Source organism: Lapillicoccus sp., assembly GCF_025353065.1.
Classification (GTDB): Bacteria; Actinomycetota; Actinomycetes; order Actinomycetales; family Dermatophilaceae; genus Lapillicoccus.
The window spans coordinates 14,384-32,967 of the sequence record NZ_JANXRJ010000318.1; the positions used below are offsets into that span (position 1 = coordinate 14,384).

Below are 18,584 nucleotides of genomic sequence, written 5' to 3' on the forward strand. Positions count from 1 at the left end.
CTCTCACGGGACGAACGGGGGCGGTTGCTCCTAGGACGCACGACGGCGCCGGAAGGTTGCCCGGCACCTGGGTCCGGACTCCTCAGACCAGGAGCGCGGAGGACGAGTGCTGATACGCGACATCGTGCACTCGGCCCCCCGTGTGCCGGGGCGTTACGTAAGTGGCAATTGTGACTGTTGCCATATTGTGTCCAAATTGACCCGGGTATGCCGGGGTGGCCCGCCGACTAGGCGAAGGGGGCAACATCCGGTTCGCGGGTGACATCGGCCCCAAGGCCCTGCATCAGCGTCTCGTATGCCGCGTAGCCCCGGTCGATGTGCTGCACCCCGCTCACGGTGGTCACGCCATCGGCGACCAGGCCGGCGATGACCAGCGCCGCGCCCGCGCGGATGTCACTCGCCTCGACCGGGGCGCCGGAGAGCTGGCCGACACCGTGGACCAGCACGTGGTGGCCGTCGATCCGCGCCTCGGCGCCGAGCCGGGCGAGCTCCTGGACGGTCCGGAACCGGGCCTCGAAGAGGTTCTCGGTGATCATCGCGCTGCCGTCGGCGACCGCGTTGTAGGTGATCGCGAACGGCTGGAGGTCGGTCGGGAACCCGGGGTAGGGCAGCGTCGCGATGTCGAGCGAGCGCGGCCGCCCCTCGGGCGCGAGGACCCGGAACCCGTCCGCGGTGTCGGTGACCTCGCAGCCCACCCCGGTCAGCAGCTCCAGGGTGACCTCGAGGTGGGCGGCGTTCCCGCCCACGATCTCCACGTCTCCCCGCGTCGTCGCGGCCGCGAAGGCCCAGCTGCCGGCAGCGATCCGGTCGGGCACCACGGCGTGCTCCACCGGATGGAGGGCGTCGACCCCCTCGATCTCGATGAGCGAGGTCCCGGCGCCGTGGATCCGGGCACCCATCTCGACGAGCAGCGTGGCGATGTCGACGATCTCCGGCTCGCGGGCGGCGTTGTCGAGTCGGGTCGTCCCCGGCGCGAGCACCGCGGCCATCAGGATGTTCTCGGTCGCGCCGACGCTCGGGAAGTCGAGCCGGATGTCGGCGCCGTGCAGGCCGCTCGGCGCCGAGGCCACGAGGTAGCCGTGGGCGACGTGGACCTTGGCGCCCAGCGCCTCCAGGCCCGCGGCGTGCAGGTCGAGCCCGCGCGACCCGATCGCATCGCCGCCGGGGACGGCGACGTCGGCCTCCCCGCAGCGGGCGATGAGCGGCCCGAGCACGGAGATCGAGGCCCTCAGAGCCCGGACCAGCTCGTAGTCGGCACGATGCCCGATCGTGGCCGGCACGTCGATTTCTACCACCCCGGCAGTCGTGTCGTAGTCCACGACGGCCCCGAGCCGGCGCAGCAGCTCGGCCATGATCGTCACGTCGAGGATGGCAGGCACGTTGGTCAGCCGGGTCCGGCCCTCGGCCAGCAGCGCGGCGGCCATCAGCTTCAGCGCGCTGTTCTTGGCGCCGACGACAGGGACGCGCCCCTGCAGGCGCGTACCCCCGACCACCCGGAACCGCTCGTTCATCCGGCTCACCCTAGCCCGCTCTCGCCGGTCACCGAGGCACCCGGCCTGCTGACGCGCCCGGCGGGGGTTGACGCAGCGTCAAGGGGGTTGACGCTGGTTATAGCCGGCGTCAACCCCGATGACGCAGCGTCAAGGGGGTTGGGCTGGTTATAGCCGGCGTCAACCCCGATGACGCAGCGTCAACCCCCCTTCGGTGCGGGACGGGCGCACGGCTGGCAGGCTGGTCCCATGGTCAACCTCACGAGCATCTACACCCGCACCGGCGACGACGGCACGACGTCGCTCGGCGACTTCAGTCGCGTCTCGAAGAACAACCCACGGCTGCTCGCCTACGCGGACGTCAACGAGGCGAACGCGGCGATCGGGGTCGCCGTCGTGGCCGGCGGCCTCACAGAGGAGCTCGTGACGACCCTGACCCGGGTGCAGAACGAGCTCTTCGACGTCGGCGCCGACCTGTGCACGCCGCTCCAGGCGACCTACGACTACCCGCCGCTGCGGGTGGATGCGCCGTGGGTCGACGACCTCGAGCACGACTGCGACCACTACCTCGAGCTCGTCGAGCCGCTGCGGTCCTTCATCCTCCCGGGGGGCACCGTCGGGGCGGCCTACCTGCACGTCGCGACGACGGTCGTCCGGCGCGCCGAGCGCCAGGCCTGGGCCGCCATCGAGGCCTACGGCGAGGAGCCCGGCTCGGAGAAGGGCAGTGGCGGCGTCAACCGCCTGACCGCGACCTACCTCAACCGGCTCTCGGACCTGCTGTTCATCCTGTCCCGGGTCGCCAACGTCGGGGCCGGCGGAGATGTGCTCTGGCAGCCGGGTGGTGGCCGGGTCGCCGCCCCGGAGAAGAAGAAGAAGGGCCGCCCCGGCACGGCAAAGCCGTAGCGGCGTCTTGCGCGGCATACCGATCGAGCCGCGCGGCATACCGGATCGGGAAGAGGGTCCGCTCAGGCGACGTCGGCGTGCGAACCGGGCGGCGCGGCCTCGAGCCAGGACCGCAGCGCCGTGTAGTGCGGCGTCTGGAGCCCGAGGTCGAACTCCCGGTCGCCGTAGTAGCAGTGCACGCCCACCGCTTCGGGGAGCAGGTCGATCCGGTCACCGCCGACGAGCATGGTCGGCGCATCGAGGTCGAGGCTGTGGCGCTCCCACTCGTAGCGGGCCCGGAACGTCACCCCGAGGAGCGGGAACCACTCCAACCGGGTCGTCCCCAGCCGCAGCAGGCCGAGCCGCCAGCGGCTCGACTCCCGACGACGGAGCCCGCACAGGGTGAGCGCCGTGCCGGCGGCGATGACACGCCGACGGACGAAGACCACCAGCAGCGCGACGACGGCACCGGCGACCAGCACACCGACGAGGACCTCGGCGGAGAGCAGGGCACCCGGCATGAGTGGTGGTCCGTCAGGCCTTGGCCTCGGGCGTGCCCACGGAGTCGGCGACGATCGTCACACGGTCGTGGTCGACCGAGAGGAAGCCGCTGTCGATCGACGCGGTCTGCACGCCGTCGACCCCGTGGATGGTGACGTCGCCCGAGACGAGGACGCCCAGCACCGGTGTGTGGCCCGGCAGGATGCCCAGCTCACCCTCGATAGAGCGGGCCCGCACCATGGTGGCCTCACCCGACCAGACCTTGCGATCGGCAGCGACCAGCTCGACCTGAAGTTGACTCACGGCGTCCTCCGAACTCCCTAGGATCTGCGCAGTCTATCGGGCGGCGACCACCCTCTCGACCAGCGCCCCGGGGCCGCCAACCTTGTTCTCGCGCCTGCCTGCGCGGTGGCCCGGCCGACCGGCATACCGCCCCCGCCGGTATGCCGCGTCGGCACCTCAGCCGGCGTCCGGCACCTCACGCCGGCGCTGGTCGATGCCGAGCCGGCCGTAGGGGTAGTCGTCCATCGTCGGCGCGCTGACCGCCGTCAGCTTGTCCAGGGACTCCTGCGGCAGGACGAGATCGGCGGCGCCGAGGTTGTCGGCGAGCTGGGCGACGGTCCGGGCGCCGAGGATCACCGAGGTCACCGCGGGCTGGGCGGCCACCCACGCGAGTGCCACCTGCGCCATCGAGGCCCCCGACGCGTCGGCCACCTCGCGTACCGCGTCGACGACCTCCCACGTGCGCTGCTGGGCGTTGCGCGGGGCATACGCCTCCATGCCGCGCTCCGGGTCCTCACCGAGCCGCGACTCGCCGGTGGGCGCCGCGTCACGCTGATACTTCCCCGTCAGCCACCCGCCCGCGAGCGGTGACCACGGCAGCATCCCGAGCCCGGAGTCGAGGCACGCCGCCACCGTCTCGTGCTCGATGTCGCGCACCAGCAGGCTGTACTGCGGCTGGAGGGAGACGGGCGCCGTCCAGCCGTGCGCCCGCGCCGTCGCGGCGGCCTTGGCGACGTGCCAGCCGAGGTAGTTGGAGAAGCCGTAGTACGAGATCTTGCCGGCGGTGACGGCGTCGTCGAGGAAACGCAGGGTCTCCTCGATCGGGGTGACGGCGTCCCACGCGTGCATCTGGTAGAGGTCGATGTGGTCGGTGCCGAGCCGAGTCAGCGAGGCGTCGAGCGCCGCCCGCAGGTGGCGGCGCGACAGCCCGACGTCGTTGGGCCCGTCGCCCATCGGGAAGCGGCCCTTCGTGGCGATGACGAGCTGCGCGGCCTCCGTCGGGTGCTTGGCGAGCCACCGCCCGATGATCTCCTCGGAGACCCCGCGGCTGTAGACGTCGGCCGTGTCGACGAGTGTCCCGCCGGCCGCGGCGAAGGCCTCGAGGATCTCCCCCGACGTCTCCTCGTCGGCCTCCGAGCCGAACGTCATGGTGCCGAGGGTCTGGGTCGAGACGACGGTGCCACTGGCGCCGAGGGTGCGGTACTTCATCGGGTCCTCCTGGGGGTCGAGGGATGGGTGGGGATTTGGGCTGAACGGGTCACGGCACGTCGGCGAGGAGGGCCGCGAGGTGCGGGGAGTAGCTGCTGTGCAGGACGAGGCTGGCCGCGCCGATCGCCGCGGCGTTCTCGCCGACGATGGTCGGGGTGACCTCCACCAGGCGCGCGCCGCGAGCCATGGCGTGAGCGTTGACGCGGGCCTGGACGGTCGCCGAGAAGGACACCGCGAGCCCCTGCAGCCCCCGCCCGCCGATGACGATGCGCGGCAGGTCGAGGAGGTTGACCAGACTGACGGTGGCGTCGGCCAGCCGGCTCGCCGCCTGATCCATCGCGCGGGTGACCCGTGGGTCACCGGCCGCGACAGCCCGGGCGAACTCGCTCCAGTCCTGCGGCCCGCCTGGGGGGAGGTCGTCCCCTCCCAGGTCGGCCCGGATCGCCGCGGGCGAGATGTAGGCCTCGAGGCACCCGCGGTTGCCGCAGTGGCACAGGCGCCCACGCACGTCGATCGAGACGTGCCCGAGCTCCCCGGCGTTGCCGCTGCTGCCGCGGAACACCTGGTCGGAGAGGATCAGGCCGCAGCCGACGCCGGTGCCGAGGTAGATGTAGGCGAAGCTGCCGGAACGGCTGGCGCCACCCACCCAGCGCTCCCCCATCGCGGCCGCGGTGGCGTCGTTGTCCAGGGTGACCGGTAGCCCCAGCCGAGCAGCGACGTTGTCGCGCAACGGGACGCGGCCCCAGCCGGGCAGGTTGGGCGGCCCGATCACCTCACCCCCGACCGCGTCGATCGCGCCGGGCGAGGCGATCCCGACCCCGACGACCGACTCCGGCGCGAGACCGGCGCGTCCGAGGGCGGACTCCACCGCTTTCACGAGGAGGGTGACGACCGAGGACGGTCGGCTCCCGGGGCGGGGGGTGCGGGTCGCCCGGGCGACGACGCGACCACCGAGGTCCACGACGACGCAGGTGACCTCGTGCGGGTCGAAGTGGACACCGACCGCGTGGTAGGCCGCCTCGTTGATCCGCAGCAGCGTCCGCGGCTTGCCCATCAGCCCCTGCACCTGCCCGCTCTCGACGACGAGGTCCTCGTCGATGAGCCGCCGGACGATGTTCGACACCGTCTGAGGGGTGAGCCCGGTGCGCTTCGCCAGCTCCACCCGGCTCACGCCCTCGACCTCACGCACCGCGTCGAGGACGACCTTGCGGTTGTAGCTCCCGACCCGGGGGCCGTTGCTCCCTCTACGCATGCGGCCCACCTCCTGGTCTCTCGCCGGGCGATCCTCGGAGCTCGTCGTCGAGCTCGCCGGGCCGGGTTTGCGGCGCCGAGACAAACACTATGCCTGATCGTGACGCTTGATGGGTTGACTTAGTAAAACCATTGGATCTACGTTGTTGGACGCTGAAGCATCGCCCCGCCGACGACGACGTCGATGGGTGGTCCGGATCCGGGCGTCGTCCCGGACCGCTGACACAGATGTGAATTCCGATGCGAGGACGCACTTTCGGCGCCGGCCTGATTGCGGTCGGGCTGGGGCTCGCCGCCTGCAGCAGCGGTTCGAGCGGGGGCTCTGCCAGTGGGGGTGGGACCACCACGATCAAGGTGGCCTACCAGCAGTTCGGTGAGGGCAAGGTCATGGCCAACTTCCTGACCTCGGTCAAGACGCAGTTCGAGGCGGCGAACCCGGGCAAGAAGATCGAGCTCCTGCCGATCGTCGCCTCCGAGAACGACTACTACACCAAGCTCGCGCTGATGCTCCGCTCCCCGCGGACGACGCCCGACCTCGTCTACGAAGACACCTTCCTGATCAACTCCGATATCCAGGCGGGCTACCTCAAGCCGCTCGACGACTACCTCGCCTCATGGGCGGACTGGAGCCAGTTCGCCGCGACGGCCAAGGGCGCCGCGAAGGGGACCGACGGGAAGACCTACGGCGTCCCGGACGGCACCGACACTCGCGGACTCTGGTACAACAAGGCCGTCTTCGCCAAGGCCGGACTCCCGGCCGAATGGCAGCCGAAGACGTGGGACGACGTCCTCACCGCGGCTCGGGCCATCAAGACCAAGGTCCCCGACGCCGTGCCCCTCAACGACTACGCGAGCAAGGCCGCGGGCGAGGGGACCTCGATGCAGGGCTTCGAGATGCTCCTCTACGGCACCGCCAACCAGCTCTACGACGCCTCGAGCCAGAAGTGGGTGGTCGGCAGCAAGGGCTTCCTCGACTCCCTGAACTTCATCAAGACCGTCTACGGCGAGAAGCTCGGCCCGTCGCCGCAGGACGCCACCGACGCCGCGCTCGGCAACAAGGTGACCCAGGAGTGGTTCCCCGCCAACAAGATCGGCATCGCCCTCGACGGGTCGTGGCTCCCCAACACGTGGCAGCCCACCGGCGCCAAGCCGTGGCCGCAGTGGGCGACGGCGCTCGGGCAGGCCGCCATGCCGACCCAGACCGGCCAGGCGCCGGGCAAGGTCAGCCTCTCCGGCGGGTGGACCTGGGCGATCGCCTCGAAGTCGCCCAACGCCGACCTCGCGTGGAAGTTCATCCAGGCGCTGCAGACCCCGGCGAACGCGGCGAAGTATGCCGTGGAGGGTACCCAGATCGCGGTCCGCAGCGACGTGGCCGGTGACGCGACCTACACCACGGCCAACGCCAAGACCCCCGTCTTCACCGACGTCGTCTCGGTCACGAAGTACCGCCCGGCCTACCCGGAGTACCCCAAGATCTCCAACCAGATCCAGGTTGCCGCGGAGTCCGTGATGACGGGTCAGGAGACGCCGGAACAGGCTCAGAAGGCCTATGACGACGCGGTCAAGGGCATCGTCGGGAACGACAAGACCACGACGCAGTGACGACTCTGACACCAGCACGCCGTCGCTCCACGGGCGACGCGGTGAAGCAGGCGGCTGGCCGGGGTGCCCCCCTCGTCCCGGCCACCGTCCTGCTCCTCGTCTTCCTCTTCGGCCCGATCCTGTGGTCGATCTACGCCGCCTTCACCAACACCTCCCTCAGCGGTGCCGGCGCGGCCCACTCCCAGTTCGTCGGCTTCGCCAACTTCACCAAGGCGTTCACCTCCAACGGTTTCCTCAACTCGGTCCTGCTCACGCTCTTCTTCACGCTGGTCTCCGCCGTGATCGGGCAGAACGCGCTCGGGCTCTCGCTCGCGCTGTGGATGCGACGGGCGGTGGCACCCGTCCGGGCGTTCGGCGGTGCCGTCGTCATCGGCGCCTGGGTGCTGCCCGAGGTCGTCGCCGGATACCTCTGGTATGCCTTCCTCGCCAAGGACGGCTCGCTCAACGCCGTCCTCGAGCGGGTCGGCCTGCACCCGCAGGACTGGCTGTTCAGCCTGCCCATCCTCGCGGTCTCGATCGCCAACATCTGGCGCGGCACCGCGTTCTCGATGCTCGTCTACACCGCCGCCCTCTCCGACATCCCCCAGGAGATCGAGGAGGCCGCCGAGGTCGACGGAGCGACCGGGCGGCAGCGGCTCTTCCACATCACGCTGCCGATGATCCGGTCCTCGATCATGACCAACCTCATGCTCATCACGCTGCAGACCCTGTCGGTGTTCGGGCTCATCTTCACGATGACCCGAGGCGGTCCCGGCACCAAGTCCCAGACCCTGCCGCTCTACATGTACGAGCAGGCGTTCAGCTTCGGCGACCTCGGCTACGGAACGGCGATCGCGATCATGCTGCTCGTCGTCGGGTCCGTCTTCTCGCTGCTCTACCTGCGGATGCTCGCCCCGGAGACAACATGACCGACCTCAACAACCGCGTCGGGGCGACCCCCCGGCAGCAGCCCGAGCAGCCTGTCGGAGCCGGCCGGCATACCGAGCCCGACCGCGTCCGTCCCCTCGAGCACACACCCGTCACCAAGGGGAGCACGACGCGGGTCCGCGGCCGGCTCGCGGGGGCGATCGTCGCCAACGGTGGCGTGCTCCTCATCGCCGCGGTCTTCATCATCCCGCTGCTCTGGGTGATCCTCGCGTCCTTCAACCGGACCGCCGGGCTCACGGTCTCGATCCCCGACCACTGGACCCTCGACAACTTCCGGGCGGTCCTCAACACCGACACCACCTACCGCCCGATGGCCAACGGCGTCATCCTCTGCGGCGGGGCCGCCGCTCTCACCATCGCCTGCGCGACCCTGGCGGGCTATGCCCTCTCCCGCTTCAAGACGAAGTACAAGCGCCCGTTCCTGCTGACCATCCTCTTCTCCACGGGCCTGCCGATCACGGCGATCATGGTCCCGGTCTACGGCCTCTTCGTGCAGCTCAACCTCATCGACACCATCTCGGGGACGATGCTGTTCATGGCGGCCACCGGGCTGCCGTTCGCGATCTGGCTGATGAAGAACTTCATGGACAGCGTGCCGCTCACCCTCGAGGAGGCGGCCTGGACCGACGGCGCCTCGCGGATGCAGACCCTCTGGTACATCATCCTGCCGCTCATGTGGCCGGGGATCTCGGTCGTCGCGATCTTCACCTTCGTGGGGATGTGGGGCAACTTCTTCGTGCCCTTCGTGCTGCTCCTCTCCCCCGACCAGCTGCCGGCGTCGGTGAGCATCTACACCTTCTTCAGCCAGTACGGCGAGGTCCAGTTCGGCCAGCTCGCGTCATACTCCCTCATCTACTCCTTCCCCGTCGTCGCGCTCTTCCTGTTCCTGTCCCGCAAGCTCGGTGGCGCCTTCGCCTTCGGTGGCGCCGTCAAGGGTTGATTGCCGTTCCCTGAGTCACCACCACCCGCACGTTCGAGAGGATCTTCTTCCGTGATCGTCACTGCCCTCGAGGGCACCGACCTCTTCATCGGCACCGAGGTCGCCCCCCGACAGGTCGTCCGTGTCCACGTCTCCGACATCGCCCGAGAGGAGGGCGCCGCGCCACCGCGCATCGAGGTCGTGGGCGACGGTGTCACGACTTCCGAGCCGGGATCGCCTGTCGCGCAGGGGAGCTCGGAGCAGACCCTCGAGATCGGCATCACGGTGGACCCCTCCGCGGCGCCGGTGGGCTCGTCGGTCGCGGTGCGGGTCATGGTCGACGGCACCCCCGCGCTGTATGCCGATGGGTCACCGGCCGAGTCCGCCATCGACATCGCCGAGCCGGGCTGGACGATGCACATGGTCTCGCACTTCCACTACGACCCGGTGTGGTGGAACACCCAGGCGGCCTACACCAGCGAGTGGGACGTGCTCGACTTCGACGGGTCCCCGCGCGGCGACTTCCAGCAGTCCGGCTTCACCCTCGTCCAGGCCCACCTCGAGCTGGCCCGCCAGGACCCCGACTACTCCTTCGTGCTCGCCGAGGTCGACTACCTCAAGCCCTACTGGGACCTCTACCCCGAGGACCGTGCCACGTTGAGGCGCCTCATGGACGAGGAGCGGCTCGAGCTGATGGGCGGCACGTGGAACGAGCCCAACAGCAACCTCACCGGCGCCGAGCTGACCATCCGCAACGCGATCTACGGCATCGGCTTCCAGCGCGACATCCTGGGCGGTGACCCCCAGACCGCCTGGCAGCTCGACGTCTTCGGGCACGACCCGCAGTTCCCCGGCATCATGGCCGACGCCGGGCTGACCTCGTCCTCGTGGGCGCGCGGGCCCTTCCACCAGTGGGGTCCGATGCTCTCCGCGCCCGGCGGCGAGGCCGGCGACGCCACGGTCATGCAGTTCCCGGCGGAGTTCGAGTGGCTCTCCCCCAGCGGGCGCGGGGTGCTCACGGCCTACATGGCCAACCACTACAGCTCGGGCTGGGACATGGACTCCGCCCCGACGCTGGAGGCCGCGATGGCCGCGGCATACAAGGTCTTCAGCGGTCTGAAGCCCGTCGCCGCGACCCGCAACGTGCTGCTGCCGGTGGGCACCGACTACACCCCGCCCAACCGGTGGGTCACCCGCATCCACCGCGAGTGGAACGAGCGCTACGTCTGGCCGCGGTTCCGGTGCGCGCTCCCCCGCCACTTCTTCGCCGCGGTCCGCGCCGAGCTCGCCGAGCGGGGTATCGAGGCGTCGCCGCAGTCGCGCGACATGAACCCGATCTACACCGGCAAGGACGTCTCCTACATCGACACGAAGCAGGCCCAGCGCGAGGCCGAGGTCGTGCTCGCGGACGCCGAGAAGTGGGCGACGATCGCCTCCTTGCACGGCGCCGCCTATCCCGACGACCTGCTCGACAAGGCCTGGCGCCAGCTGATCTACGGCGCCCACCACGACGGCATCACCGGCTCCGAGTCGGACCAGGTCTACCTCGACCTCCTCGCCGGGTGGCGTGAAGCGCGTGACCTGGCCCACGAGGCGCACGCCGGGGCGACCGATTTCCTCGCCGGGCTCGTGGGCGTCGAGACCCGCGGCTGGGCGCTCACCGTCTTCAACGCCCTCTCGTGGTCGCGCACCGACGTGCTCACCGTCACCGCCGACCTGTCGGCCATCCCGACGACCGGGCTGCGGCTGCGCGACCTCACCGGCGACGAGGTGCCGTTCGTCCTCGAGCACGCGAGCCGAGCAGGTGACGGCAGCCTCGGCGAGGTCACCCTCCGACTGCTCGCCTCCGACGTGCCGAGCGTCGGGCACCGCACCTGGGTGCTCGAGCCCGCCGACACCCTGCCCGACGGCTCGACGTGGCAGGCGGCCGGCGGTGAGGAGATCAGCACGGAGGCCTACCGGGTCCGGGTCGACCCGGCGCGCGGCGGGGCACTGAGCGAGGTCACCGAGCTCGCCACCGGGCGTAGCCTGCTCGCCGACGGGTCGGTCGGCAACGAGCTCGTCGTCTACGACGAGTACTCCGCCCACCCGGAGTTCCAGGAGGGCCCGTGGCACCTCGTGCCGAGCGGCACCTCGGTCGCCGCGGGGGCCTCGGCGGCGACGTCGGTCGTCATCGAGCAGTCCTCTCTCGGTTGGCGGCTCGTCGTCACCGGCACGGTAGGACCGGCGCGCTACACCCAGCGCACCAGCCTCTGGCACGGTGTCGACCGGGTCGACTTCACGACCTGGGTCGACGAGTGGACCGGCTCGGACCAGCTGCTGCGGGTGCGCTTCCCGATGCCGATCGAGGGCGCGCTGCCGGTCTGCGAGGTCGCCGACGCCGTGATCGGCCGCGGCTTCGGCTTCCCGGACGTCGACGTCGCCGACGCGCCGTGGACCCTCGACAACCCGGCCTACACCTGGTTCGGGCTGAGTGCGGCGGCCACGGTGCGCGTCAGCGACCCGGCGGCGCCGGGCACCGTCCGCACGCACGCGATCGGCGTCGCCGACATCGTCGTGCCGGTGGAGGAGCGCGGCGCGGAGCTGGCCAAGGAGCTCGTCGTCGCCCTCGTCCGGCTCGGCGTCACCGCGACGACCTCGTCCGCTGCCGGCCCGCGCTACGGCCTGCTCGACGTCGACTCCAACCTGCCCGACTTCCGGGTGGCGATCGGCTCGGCGGCCGACAACCCCTTCACGGCCGCGGTGCTCGAGCGCGCCGGCGAGGCGTATGCCGCCGAGGTCTCCGCCCAGCTGTCCGCCACCGGTCGTGCGCGGGTCTGGGTCCCGGGGGCGACACCGCTGCGCGACGTCTGGGTCCCCAACACCGACCTCACCGCGGCCGGTGCGCTGCCGGTGCTCGTCATCGCCGGCGCCGATGACGCCTCGCTGCACGCCGAGCTGTCCGCAGTGGTCGCCGAGCTCGCCTCCGGGAGTCTCACGGTCTCCCAGCCAGCCGCCTTCCACCCGAGCGGCGGCTTCGACGACCGGACCGTCGCGATCCTGAACCGAGGCATGCCCGGCTTCGTCGTCGACATCGGCGGCGTGCTCCATCTCTCCCTCATGCGCTCGTGCACCGGCTGGCCCTCGGGCGTCTGGATCGACCCGCCCGCGCGGACCACCCCGGACGGCAGCGGGTTCCAGCTGCAGCACTGGACCCACCGCTTCGACTACGCGCTCGTCTCCGGCGAGGGCGACTGGCGCGCGGCCGATGTCGTGCGGCGAGGGCAGGGCTTCAACCACCTGCTTCGCGCCGTCACCCACAACGGCACGGGGACCGCGTCCGGTGACCAGAGCTTCGTCACCGTCGAGCCCTCGACCGTCGCGCTGAGCGCGATGAAGGCGACGGGCAACCCGCTCGCCCAGGGCCAGCTCGGGGAGTCCCGACCGCGGGAGCGGATCACGATGCGGCTCTACGAGACGAGCGGACTCGCTACGGAGGCAACGGTGTCGGGCTTCGTCCCGTTTGCCGACGCCGCACGCACCGACCTGGTCGAGTCACGGATCGCGCCGCTGACCAGCGACGACGGGACCGTGCGCGTCCCGGTCACCGGGTCGGAGATCATCACCGTGACGGCACACCCGGACACCTCGGCGGTCGAGGTCGCCACAGTCGACGCCGCCGAGCCGCAGCCCCAGGTGCAGGGACCTGTGGAGTACAGCCGCTACTGGCTGCACAACCGGGGCGTCGCGCCCACCGGCGCGCACCCGGTCTCGGTGCACCTCCATGGCCCGAGCCGCGCCGACGGGCCGACGACGCTGCGCGCCACCGTCTCCTCCGACCTCACCAAGGAGACCGCGACGGGCGAGCTGCGCCTCGACGTGCCCGCTGGCTGGACCGCGGAGCCGGCGTCCGCGGCATACGACATCCAGCCGGGCGGGATGGCCACGACCGAGATCGTCGTCACCCCGCCGGCGGGAGGGTCGGGCACGCACCTGCTGCGCGCCGGCATCGTCGACCCCGCCGGAGCGCGCTCCGAGGACGTCCTCGCGGTGCGGCTCGGCGGCGAGGCGGCCGCACCGGTCCTCACCGCCACCCTGCACACCGGCGAGCTGCGGCTCGCCGCCGGCGACACGGGCACCATCCCGGTGGAGCTGGCCAGCACGGCGCACGGCCTCGTCAACGCCGAGGTGCAGGTGCTCACGCCCTACGGCATCTGGGAGGCCACACCGGTCTGGACGACGCGCGTCGAGGTCGCCGGTCCCGGCTCCGTGGTTCACGAGCTCTCCGTCCCCGTGCCCCGGTATGCCGACCCGGGCACCTACTGGGTGCTGGTCAAGGTGATGGGCGCCGGCGAGATCGTCTACTCCCCCGCCATCCCGTTCGTGGTCACGGCCGGCTCGTGACGACGGCGGCGCTCGACCGGTCCCCGCACGACCATCACGATCACCTTCACGATCACGACGGTCCGGCCGCCTGGGTCGGCGATCGCCGGGTCGAGGTGGCCGAGGTGGACGCCGAGGTGACCCGGCTCCGCGAGGGTCCCCGTGCGGCACTTCTGCCGGTGGCCGAGTCGGCTGAAGGGCGGCAGCTGCGGAGGTGGGTGACCCAGACCCTCGTGGCCCGAGCGGTGCTCGAGCGGGAGGCGGGGCTGCGTGGCCTCGGCGACGGGCCGCCTACTGCCGTGGTGCTTCCCGACCGGTTGGCGGCGACGACGCTCGGAGGCGTGCTGGCCAGCGTGCTGCGCAGCAGCGGGCCCGCGCGGGCCGTCTACGCCGACGTCACACTCGGGTCTGCGGTCACCACGACCGAGGCCCTCGCCTACCTCGAGCGCTCGACTTCGGCCGCTCCCGGGCAGCTGGTCGCACCGACCGACCCCCAGCTGGCCGACGCCCAGCTGGCCGAAGCCAGTGCCCGGCTCACCGCCGCCCGCGCCCGGCAGGTCTTCCTCGACTGGTTCTCCGCCCGCACCACCGAGCTCGTCCGTCTCGAGCCCGGTCACGAGCACCCCGGCGACCCGCACCAGCCGGACGCCACCCACCGGCACTGACGACCCACCCCTGCGCGCCCCGAGACTCGACGACGAGAGAGACCCGACCCATGCGCCCGACCCGACTCACGCTCACCCTCGTCGCCGCTCTGGCCGTGACCCTCCCCGCCGGATCGGTGGTGCTCTCGGCACCCGCGTCGGCGGAGACGGCCTCGTCCGCAGTGCCCACCCTCACCCCGGCCCAGAACACGGCGGCCACCCGTGCCGAGGCGACCTACGCCGCGCTCCAGCGCTACTTCGCCGTCGGCGACGGCACCGGCCTCGTCCGCGAGCAGTTCCCGGTCGCGGTCGGCGACAACCCCTACTCCTACGAGTGGCCGTTCTCCCAGGTCCACGTCGCTGCCCTCGACCTCACCGGTATGCGGGGGCACGCGGCGCGGCCCACCAGGGCGAGCTGACGGTGCGCAAGGCCGGCCAGGAGCAGTAGTGGAACGCGGCCGGCGGCACGACGGGCAAGCCCGGCTACGCCTCGGGCGTCCTGCCCCCGAACGGCACGGGCGGCGACTTCTTCTACGACGACAACGAGTGGGTCGGGCTGGCCGACATGCAGACCTTCCTCGCGAGCGACGACGCGGCCTCGCTGCGCCGGGCCAAGCAGATCTTCCGGCTCGTCGTCTCCGGCTGGGACACCGACCCAACGCACGCCAAGCCCGGCGGCGTGTTCTGGACCCAGGCGACCTGGAACACGGACCGCAACACGGTCAGCAACATGCCCGGGGCCGAGCTCGGCCTGCGGCTCTACCAGGTGACGCACGACCCGTACTACCTCTCGTGGGCCACCAAGATGTACGACTGGACCAACCGCTGGCTCCAGCGTCCCGACGGCCTGTACGCCGATCACCTGGCCCTCGACGGGACGGTCGAACCCACGGTCTGGTCCTACAACCAGGGCGTGCCGGTCGGGGCCAACGTGCTGTTCCACGAGATCACTCACGACCCGAAGTACCTCGTCGAGGCCCAGCGGATCGCGACCGCGTCGATGAGCTACTTCGTGAGCCAGGGACGACTGGACTCCCAACCGGCGCCGTTCAACGCGATCTTCTTCAAGAACCTGCTGATGCTCGACGCGGCGACGGGCAGCACGCAGCACCGCCGGGCGATGGCCGACTACGCGGAGCGGATGTGGCGCACCGTGCGCGACCCGGCGACCGGGCTGTTCAGCTTCTCGGATCCGCAGGGGACCACCCAGGCGATCGAGCAGGCCGCGATGGCCCAGATCTACGCCGTCCTCGCCTGGTCACCCAGCCGGTGGAACATCCTCTACTGACGCCCAGCCCTGGCCGCCGGCGTGAGGCATCTTCGTGTTATTTTGTAGCATGCCAAAGAGGAACCAGCCGTCATGATCGCGACCATCGTCGACGCTCAGGCAACGACGTCCGTGTCTTCGGTCGGCATCGAACTGCCCTCGTGGACAGTGGCGCTCCTGTTCGTCCTCGTCTTCACGGTCATCATGTTTGCGGGCTACCGCGAGCGAGAACGGACAGCTGATCACGAGCTGCAGCGGTTGGGGCAGAAGCTCAAGCTGTCCGACCCGGGAAGCGACTGGACTCGCCTGGTGGCACGTCAGACCCGACGGAGCTCGGGGCGGGTCATCGGGCTCTACGTCGCCTTCCTCGGTTCGCTTCCCCTCATCTACTGGAGCGCGTACGCCAAGGATCGCTCAGGGCCCTGGCCGTGGTGGCCGATGCTTTTGCCCGTGAGCGGCGCGCTGGGTACGGCTGCCGGGCATCTTCTCCCCGTGGCGCTTGCTGCTCCGGCCGCCCCGGTAGCAGCGGTCCGCCGAAGGCAGCTGACCGACGACGTCATGCCCTGGGAGGTGATCATGGCAGCGGTATCGACGGTGCTTCCGCTGGCGGCAGTGATCATCGCAGCGATCGACGTCACGGAGGGGACGAACGCGCCCATGGCCGCCGTGATCGTGGCCCTGGCCGGCGCGCTCTCGCTCGCCCTGATCGCCGTGCTGTGCTGGGTCGTCCGCCGGGTACTTCGTCAACCGGTCACCGCGACAACGGATGCCGGGCTCGAATGGGGCGAAGTGCTACGCAGCCAGCTACTGCGCGATCAGCTGGTTGCCGTGACCTTCGTCTCCGCCGGGGGCGGTGGGTCAGTCCTGCTGTGGGGCCTCACCAGAGGGATGCGCGGACTTCCGGACTGGGGCAACGACGCCGCCGTGATCGTGGCAGCAGCGTGCGTGATCGCCATCATGGGCGTGCTCGTCGCCGGTCTGGCCGACCGCCGCTTCGCCTGGGTCCGAACGCACATCGTCACGGGGCAGCGCGGCTTCACGGGGCAGCACGGGTGAACATCACGATCAGCCCGGGGGCTTCGTCAGCACCCTATGAACAGATCCACGACCAGGTCGTCGACGGGATCCGTGCCGGGGCCCTGCTCCCGGGGACGCGGCTGCCGACCGTGCGCCAGCTGGCCGCCGACCTGGGGCTGGCGACCAACACCGTGGCCAAGGCCTACCGCCGCCTCGAGACGGAGGGCCATGTGGTCACCCTGGGCCGCAATGGCACCGTCGTCCCTTCCCCGCCGCCGGAGGCTGCATCGGACCGGAGCACCACGACGGACGAGATCAACGCCGCGGCGATTCTTCTGGCCCGCGCGGCGCAGCGGGCCGGTGTCGGTCTGCCGCCCGCCATCGCGGCGCTGCGTCGCGCGTGGCAACCACAGCACTGACACCAGCTCAGGGCCGACGCACGTCGACCAGGTCCTTGATGATCTCGAAGTCTGCGAGGTTGTGGGTCAACAACGGCACTCCTTCGACCTCTGCCGTTGCGGCGATGGCCAAGTCGATCTGGCGCCTTCGCGGCTTTCCGCCACGTTGGGCGACGGCTGCAGCCAGACGGCCCCAGGCGCGCGCCGTCTCTACGGTGATCGGCAGCGGGTCGAAGGCTGCCTCCACCGCGGCCAGTCGGTCGACTCGCCGCGCCCGCTCGTCCTCATGAGCGGCGACGAGGACTCCGAAGTGCAGCTCGGTGATCGACGCCACGCTGATGGCCGCTTCGACGTCGATCGGGACGTCCTCACCGATCAGCACGGAGGTGTCCAGCAGGACCCTCATGAGTGGAACGGGTCGACCAGGTGTGCATCAAGGCGTGCGAGGTCTGTCTCCAGATCACGCGGCGCGGGACCTCGCCACACCTGGGACAAGGCTGGGCCGGCCACCCATCGATGTTTGCGAACCGGGGACAGCTCGGCGACAGGCCTGCCCGAGACGGTCACGATGAGGCTCTCACCCGCCTCGACGCGGCGCAGCACGTCGGCCACCTCATTGCGCAACGTCTTCTGAGGGATCGACTTCATCCACCCAAGGTAGCAGTTCTGCTACTGCGGGCCATCAACAGGAGAATCGGGGTAGCCGGTCGACATCGGCCCTGGCCTGCCACCTTTGCCGCGGCGGCTACCGCCATGACCCGTTCCGGGTCAGCGGAGTAGGGGCAGCCGGGCGACGTCGGCTCCGAGAAAGCGCTGTTCCTCCTCGGTCGGCTGAGCCCGACCGGTCGCGACACACCCCCACCGCGTGCTGCTCCATGCGTCGGGCGCAGGACGTCCGAGCAGATGGTCCAGGGTGGCGCGGGTGACCACGAGGGGCTCGAGCTGTGGGCCGACCCGGTCGAGATGAGCGGTCATGTCCAGGTGGTGGATCGTGGCCTCGACCACGAGCGTCCCGACCAGATCGGCCACGCTGAGGACGTGCCCTTGGGTCGCGACCAGATCAGTCGGTGCAGCCCGTCCGGCCATGGTGACGACAGCCGCGGCCGTCTCGACAAAAGCGGCCGTCAGGTGGTCCAGGCGCCACTGGCTGGCCATCGGGCGGCTCGCCCGAATGCCGCGAGAGTCGGGGTCGGATGCGCCCGGCGAATCGCGCTAATACGTCATCGCGGTTCGATCGGCTGGTCCCGAAGCAGGGTCGTGAGCGCGACCAGCGCACGTTGCGTATCGCCGAGGAGGTGGAAGACCGGGTCCCGGACGGTCCAGCCGACGCACGCGGTCGGCCGCCAGGACTCGGCTTCGTCAAGAGATGCGGCTGACCCCTCAGCCTGAGGCGGCCGGGCCAACGGCCCGCCGATCGAGGTCACGAGCCGCTCGACGACCGCGCGCACGTTGGCCTGCTGGACCGCGACGGGGATCGGGGGCAGGAAGTCGTCCCACAACGCCATGCAGGTGCCGCGGAGCTGCGGCATACGGGCGGGTCGGGCTACGCGTGAAGAGATACCGAGGCGAATAGGTGCAGGTGCGCGCCGCCATCACCCCACTGGCTGATGTGAACCCGACCGACGCTCGGGAGCGCCTCGATGGCGGCCCCGAGATGCACCATGAGTGGACCCAGATGCTGGGCGAGAGGGTCGGGCAGATCGGTCAGGTCGTGGTGCGCGATCGGTTGCAGCATGACGAGCAGCGGTGCGCCGCTGGGCTCGAGGACCGACAGCCGCCAATCGTCGTCCTCCCACACCAGCCCCTCCGGAGATCGGCCGGGGTCGGCGCAGG

Annotated in this window: 19 protein-coding genes and 1 pseudogene; 10 read left to right on the plus strand and 10 right to left on the minus strand. The window is 70.7% G+C overall.

Annotated features, from left to right (window positions below; genetic code table 11):
• Positions 1–227: 227 nt before the first annotated feature.
• Positions 228–1,511 (minus strand): UDP-N-acetylglucosamine 1-carboxyvinyltransferase, encoded by a 1,284-nt coding sequence (gene murA, locus Q0R63_RS22955; RefSeq protein WP_295702436.1) that lies wholly within the window; start codon positions 1,509–1,511, stop codon positions 228–230.
• 228 nt (positions 1,512–1,739) lie between these two features.
• On the opposite strand from murA, the gene Q0R63_RS22960 reads away from it, so the two are divergent.
• The gene (locus tag Q0R63_RS22960) at positions 1,740–2,393 is read left to right on the plus strand and encodes a cob(I)yrinic acid a,c-diamide adenosyltransferase (RefSeq protein WP_295702439.1); all 654 of its coding nucleotides are present in this window, start codon (positions 1,740–1,742) and stop codon (positions 2,391–2,393) included.
• A gap of 62 nt (positions 2,394–2,455) precedes the next feature.
• Here Q0R63_RS22960 and Q0R63_RS22965 read toward each other — a convergent pair whose 3' ends face one another.
• The 4 genes from Q0R63_RS22965 to Q0R63_RS22980 all read right to left on the minus strand — a co-directional run bounded on the left by Q0R63_RS22965 (position 2,456) and on the right by Q0R63_RS22980 (position 5,616).
• On the minus strand, positions 2,456–2,893 hold the full coding sequence (locus tag Q0R63_RS22965) for a DUF2550 family protein (protein ID WP_295702440.1): 438 nt from the start codon (positions 2,891–2,893) through the stop codon (positions 2,456–2,458).
• 13 nt (positions 2,894–2,906) lie between these two features.
• On the minus strand, positions 2,907–3,176 hold the full coding sequence (locus tag Q0R63_RS22970) for a F0F1 ATP synthase subunit epsilon (protein WP_295702442.1): 270 nt from the start codon (positions 3,174–3,176) through the stop codon (positions 2,907–2,909).
• Between the two features lie 156 nt (positions 3,177–3,332).
• Positions 3,333–4,364: an aldo/keto reductase gene (locus Q0R63_RS22975; protein ID WP_295702444.1), complete on the minus strand. Its 1,032-nt coding sequence runs from the start codon at positions 4,362–4,364 to the stop codon at positions 3,333–3,335.
• 49 nt (positions 4,365–4,413) lie between these two features.
• Positions 4,414–5,616, minus strand: coding sequence for an ROK family transcriptional regulator (locus tag Q0R63_RS22980; protein ID WP_295702446.1), 1,203 nt, complete (start codon positions 5,614–5,616; stop codon positions 4,414–4,416).
• A 239-nt stretch (positions 5,617–5,855) separates the two neighbouring features.
• Between Q0R63_RS22980 and Q0R63_RS22985 the strand changes: the two genes are divergently transcribed.
• The 9 genes from Q0R63_RS22985 to Q0R63_RS23025 all read left to right on the plus strand — a co-directional run bounded on the left by Q0R63_RS22985 (position 5,856) and on the right by Q0R63_RS23025 (position 16,772).
• On the plus strand, positions 5,856–7,217 hold the full coding sequence (locus tag Q0R63_RS22985; protein WP_295702448.1) for an extracellular solute-binding protein: 1,362 nt from the start codon (positions 5,856–5,858) through the stop codon (positions 7,215–7,217).
• Between the two features lie 41 nt (positions 7,218–7,258).
• Positions 7,259–8,125, plus strand: a complete 867-nt coding sequence (locus tag Q0R63_RS22990; protein WP_295702450.1) for a sugar ABC transporter permease — start codon at positions 7,259–7,261, stop codon at positions 8,123–8,125.
• The gene (locus Q0R63_RS22995) at positions 8,122–9,084 is read left to right on the plus strand and encodes a carbohydrate ABC transporter permease (RefSeq protein WP_295702452.1); all 963 of its coding nucleotides are present in this window, start codon (positions 8,122–8,124) and stop codon (positions 9,082–9,084) included. The genes Q0R63_RS22990 and Q0R63_RS22995 overlap by 4 nt, the downstream gene beginning before the upstream one ends.
• Positions 9,085–9,135: 51 nt before the next feature.
• Positions 9,136–13,446 carry a glycoside hydrolase family 38 C-terminal domain-containing protein gene (locus tag Q0R63_RS23000; RefSeq protein ID WP_295702454.1) on the plus strand — a complete coding sequence of 1,437 codons (4,311 nt, stop codon included), beginning with the start codon at positions 9,136–9,138 and terminating at the stop codon, positions 13,444–13,446.
• A 104-nt stretch (positions 13,447–13,550) separates the two neighbouring features.
• Positions 13,551–14,090 (plus strand): hypothetical protein, encoded by a 540-nt coding sequence (locus Q0R63_RS23005; RefSeq protein ID WP_295702456.1) that lies wholly within the window; start codon positions 13,551–13,553, stop codon positions 14,088–14,090.
• Positions 14,091–14,140: 50 nt separating this feature from the next.
• A complete protein-coding gene (locus tag Q0R63_RS23010; RefSeq protein WP_295702458.1) occupies positions 14,141–14,488 on the plus strand; it encodes a hypothetical protein in 348 nt (115 codons plus the stop codon).
• Between the two features lie 137 nt (positions 14,489–14,625).
• Positions 14,626–15,357 (plus strand): glycoside hydrolase family 76 protein, encoded by a 732-nt coding sequence (locus Q0R63_RS23015; RefSeq protein ID WP_295702475.1) that lies wholly within the window; start codon positions 14,626–14,628, stop codon positions 15,355–15,357.
• A gap of 72 nt (positions 15,358–15,429) precedes the next feature.
• Positions 15,430–16,392, plus strand: a complete 963-nt coding sequence (locus Q0R63_RS23020; RefSeq protein ID WP_295702460.1) for a hypothetical protein — start codon at positions 15,430–15,432, stop codon at positions 16,390–16,392.
• Positions 16,389–16,772, plus strand: coding sequence for a GntR family transcriptional regulator (locus Q0R63_RS23025; protein WP_295702462.1), 384 nt, complete (start codon positions 16,389–16,391; stop codon positions 16,770–16,772). Before Q0R63_RS23020 ends, Q0R63_RS23025 begins: the two co-directional genes overlap by 4 nt.
• Positions 16,773–16,779: 7 nt before the next feature.
• Here the strand turns inward: Q0R63_RS23025 and Q0R63_RS23030 are convergent, their stop codons facing one another.
• The 5 genes and pseudogenes from Q0R63_RS23030 to Q0R63_RS23050 form a co-directional block, all read right to left on the minus strand.
• Entirely contained in the window at positions 16,780–17,157 is a 378-nt protein-coding gene (locus tag Q0R63_RS23030; protein WP_295702464.1) for a PIN domain-containing protein, read from the minus strand.
• Positions 17,154–17,399, minus strand: a complete 246-nt coding sequence (locus Q0R63_RS23035) for a type II toxin-antitoxin system prevent-host-death family antitoxin (RefSeq protein WP_295702467.1) — start codon at positions 17,397–17,399, stop codon at positions 17,154–17,156. Before Q0R63_RS23035 ends, Q0R63_RS23030 begins: the two co-directional genes overlap by 4 nt.
• Positions 17,400–17,519: 120 nt before the next feature.
• Complete coding sequence (locus Q0R63_RS23040) at positions 17,520–17,906, minus strand: hypothetical protein (RefSeq protein ID WP_295702469.1); 387 nt, start codon at positions 17,904–17,906, stop codon at positions 17,520–17,522.
• 65 nt (positions 17,907–17,971) lie between these two features.
• Positions 17,972–18,280 (minus strand): maleylpyruvate isomerase N-terminal domain-containing protein, encoded by a 309-nt coding sequence (locus tag Q0R63_RS23045; RefSeq protein WP_295702471.1) that lies wholly within the window; start codon positions 18,278–18,280, stop codon positions 17,972–17,974.
• Between the two features lie 14 nt (positions 18,281–18,294).
• A pseudogene (locus Q0R63_RS23050) lies at positions 18,295–18,584 on the minus strand (hypothetical protein); the annotation flags it as partial.

Excerpts from the sequence above, each read along its gene's own strand:
- murA (WP_295702436.1), bottom strand. The coding sequence starts at position 1,511 with ATGAACGAGCGGTTCCGGGTGGTCGGGGGTACGCGCCTGCAGGGGCGC.
- Q0R63_RS22960 (WP_295702439.1), top strand. The coding sequence starts at position 1,740 with ATGGTCAACCTCACGAGCATCTACACCCGCACCGGCGACGACGGCACG.
- Q0R63_RS22965 (WP_295702440.1), bottom strand. The coding sequence starts at position 2,893 with ATGCCGGGTGCCCTGCTCTCCGCCGAGGTCCTCGTCGGTGTGCTGGTC.
- Q0R63_RS22975 (WP_295702444.1), bottom strand. The coding sequence starts at position 4,364 with ATGAAGTACCGCACCCTCGGCGCCAGTGGCACCGTCGTCTCGACCCAG.
- Q0R63_RS22980 (WP_295702446.1), bottom strand. The coding sequence starts at position 5,616 with ATGCGTAGAGGGAGCAACGGCCCCCGGGTCGGGAGCTACAACCGCAAG.
- Q0R63_RS22985 (WP_295702448.1), top strand. The coding sequence starts at position 5,856 with ATGCGAGGACGCACTTTCGGCGCCGGCCTGATTGCGGTCGGGCTGGGG.
- Q0R63_RS22995 (WP_295702452.1), top strand. The coding sequence starts at position 8,122 with ATGACCGACCTCAACAACCGCGTCGGGGCGACCCCCCGGCAGCAGCCC.
- Q0R63_RS23010 (WP_295702458.1), top strand. The coding sequence starts at position 14,141 with ATGCGCCCGACCCGACTCACGCTCACCCTCGTCGCCGCTCTGGCCGTG.
- Q0R63_RS23020 (WP_295702460.1), top strand. The coding sequence starts at position 15,430 with ATGATCGCGACCATCGTCGACGCTCAGGCAACGACGTCCGTGTCTTCG.
- Q0R63_RS23030 (WP_295702464.1), bottom strand. The coding sequence starts at position 17,157 with ATGAGGGTCCTGCTGGACACCTCCGTGCTGATCGGTGAGGACGTCCCG.
- Q0R63_RS23035 (WP_295702467.1), bottom strand. The coding sequence starts at position 17,399 with ATGAAGTCGATCCCTCAGAAGACGTTGCGCAATGAGGTGGCCGACGTG.
- Q0R63_RS23040 (WP_295702469.1), bottom strand. The coding sequence starts at position 17,906 with ATGGCCAGCCAGTGGCGCCTGGACCACCTGACGGCCGCTTTTGTCGAG.
- Q0R63_RS23045 (WP_295702471.1), bottom strand. The coding sequence starts at position 18,280 with ATGCCGCAGCTCCGCGGCACCTGCATGGCGTTGTGGGACGACTTCCTG.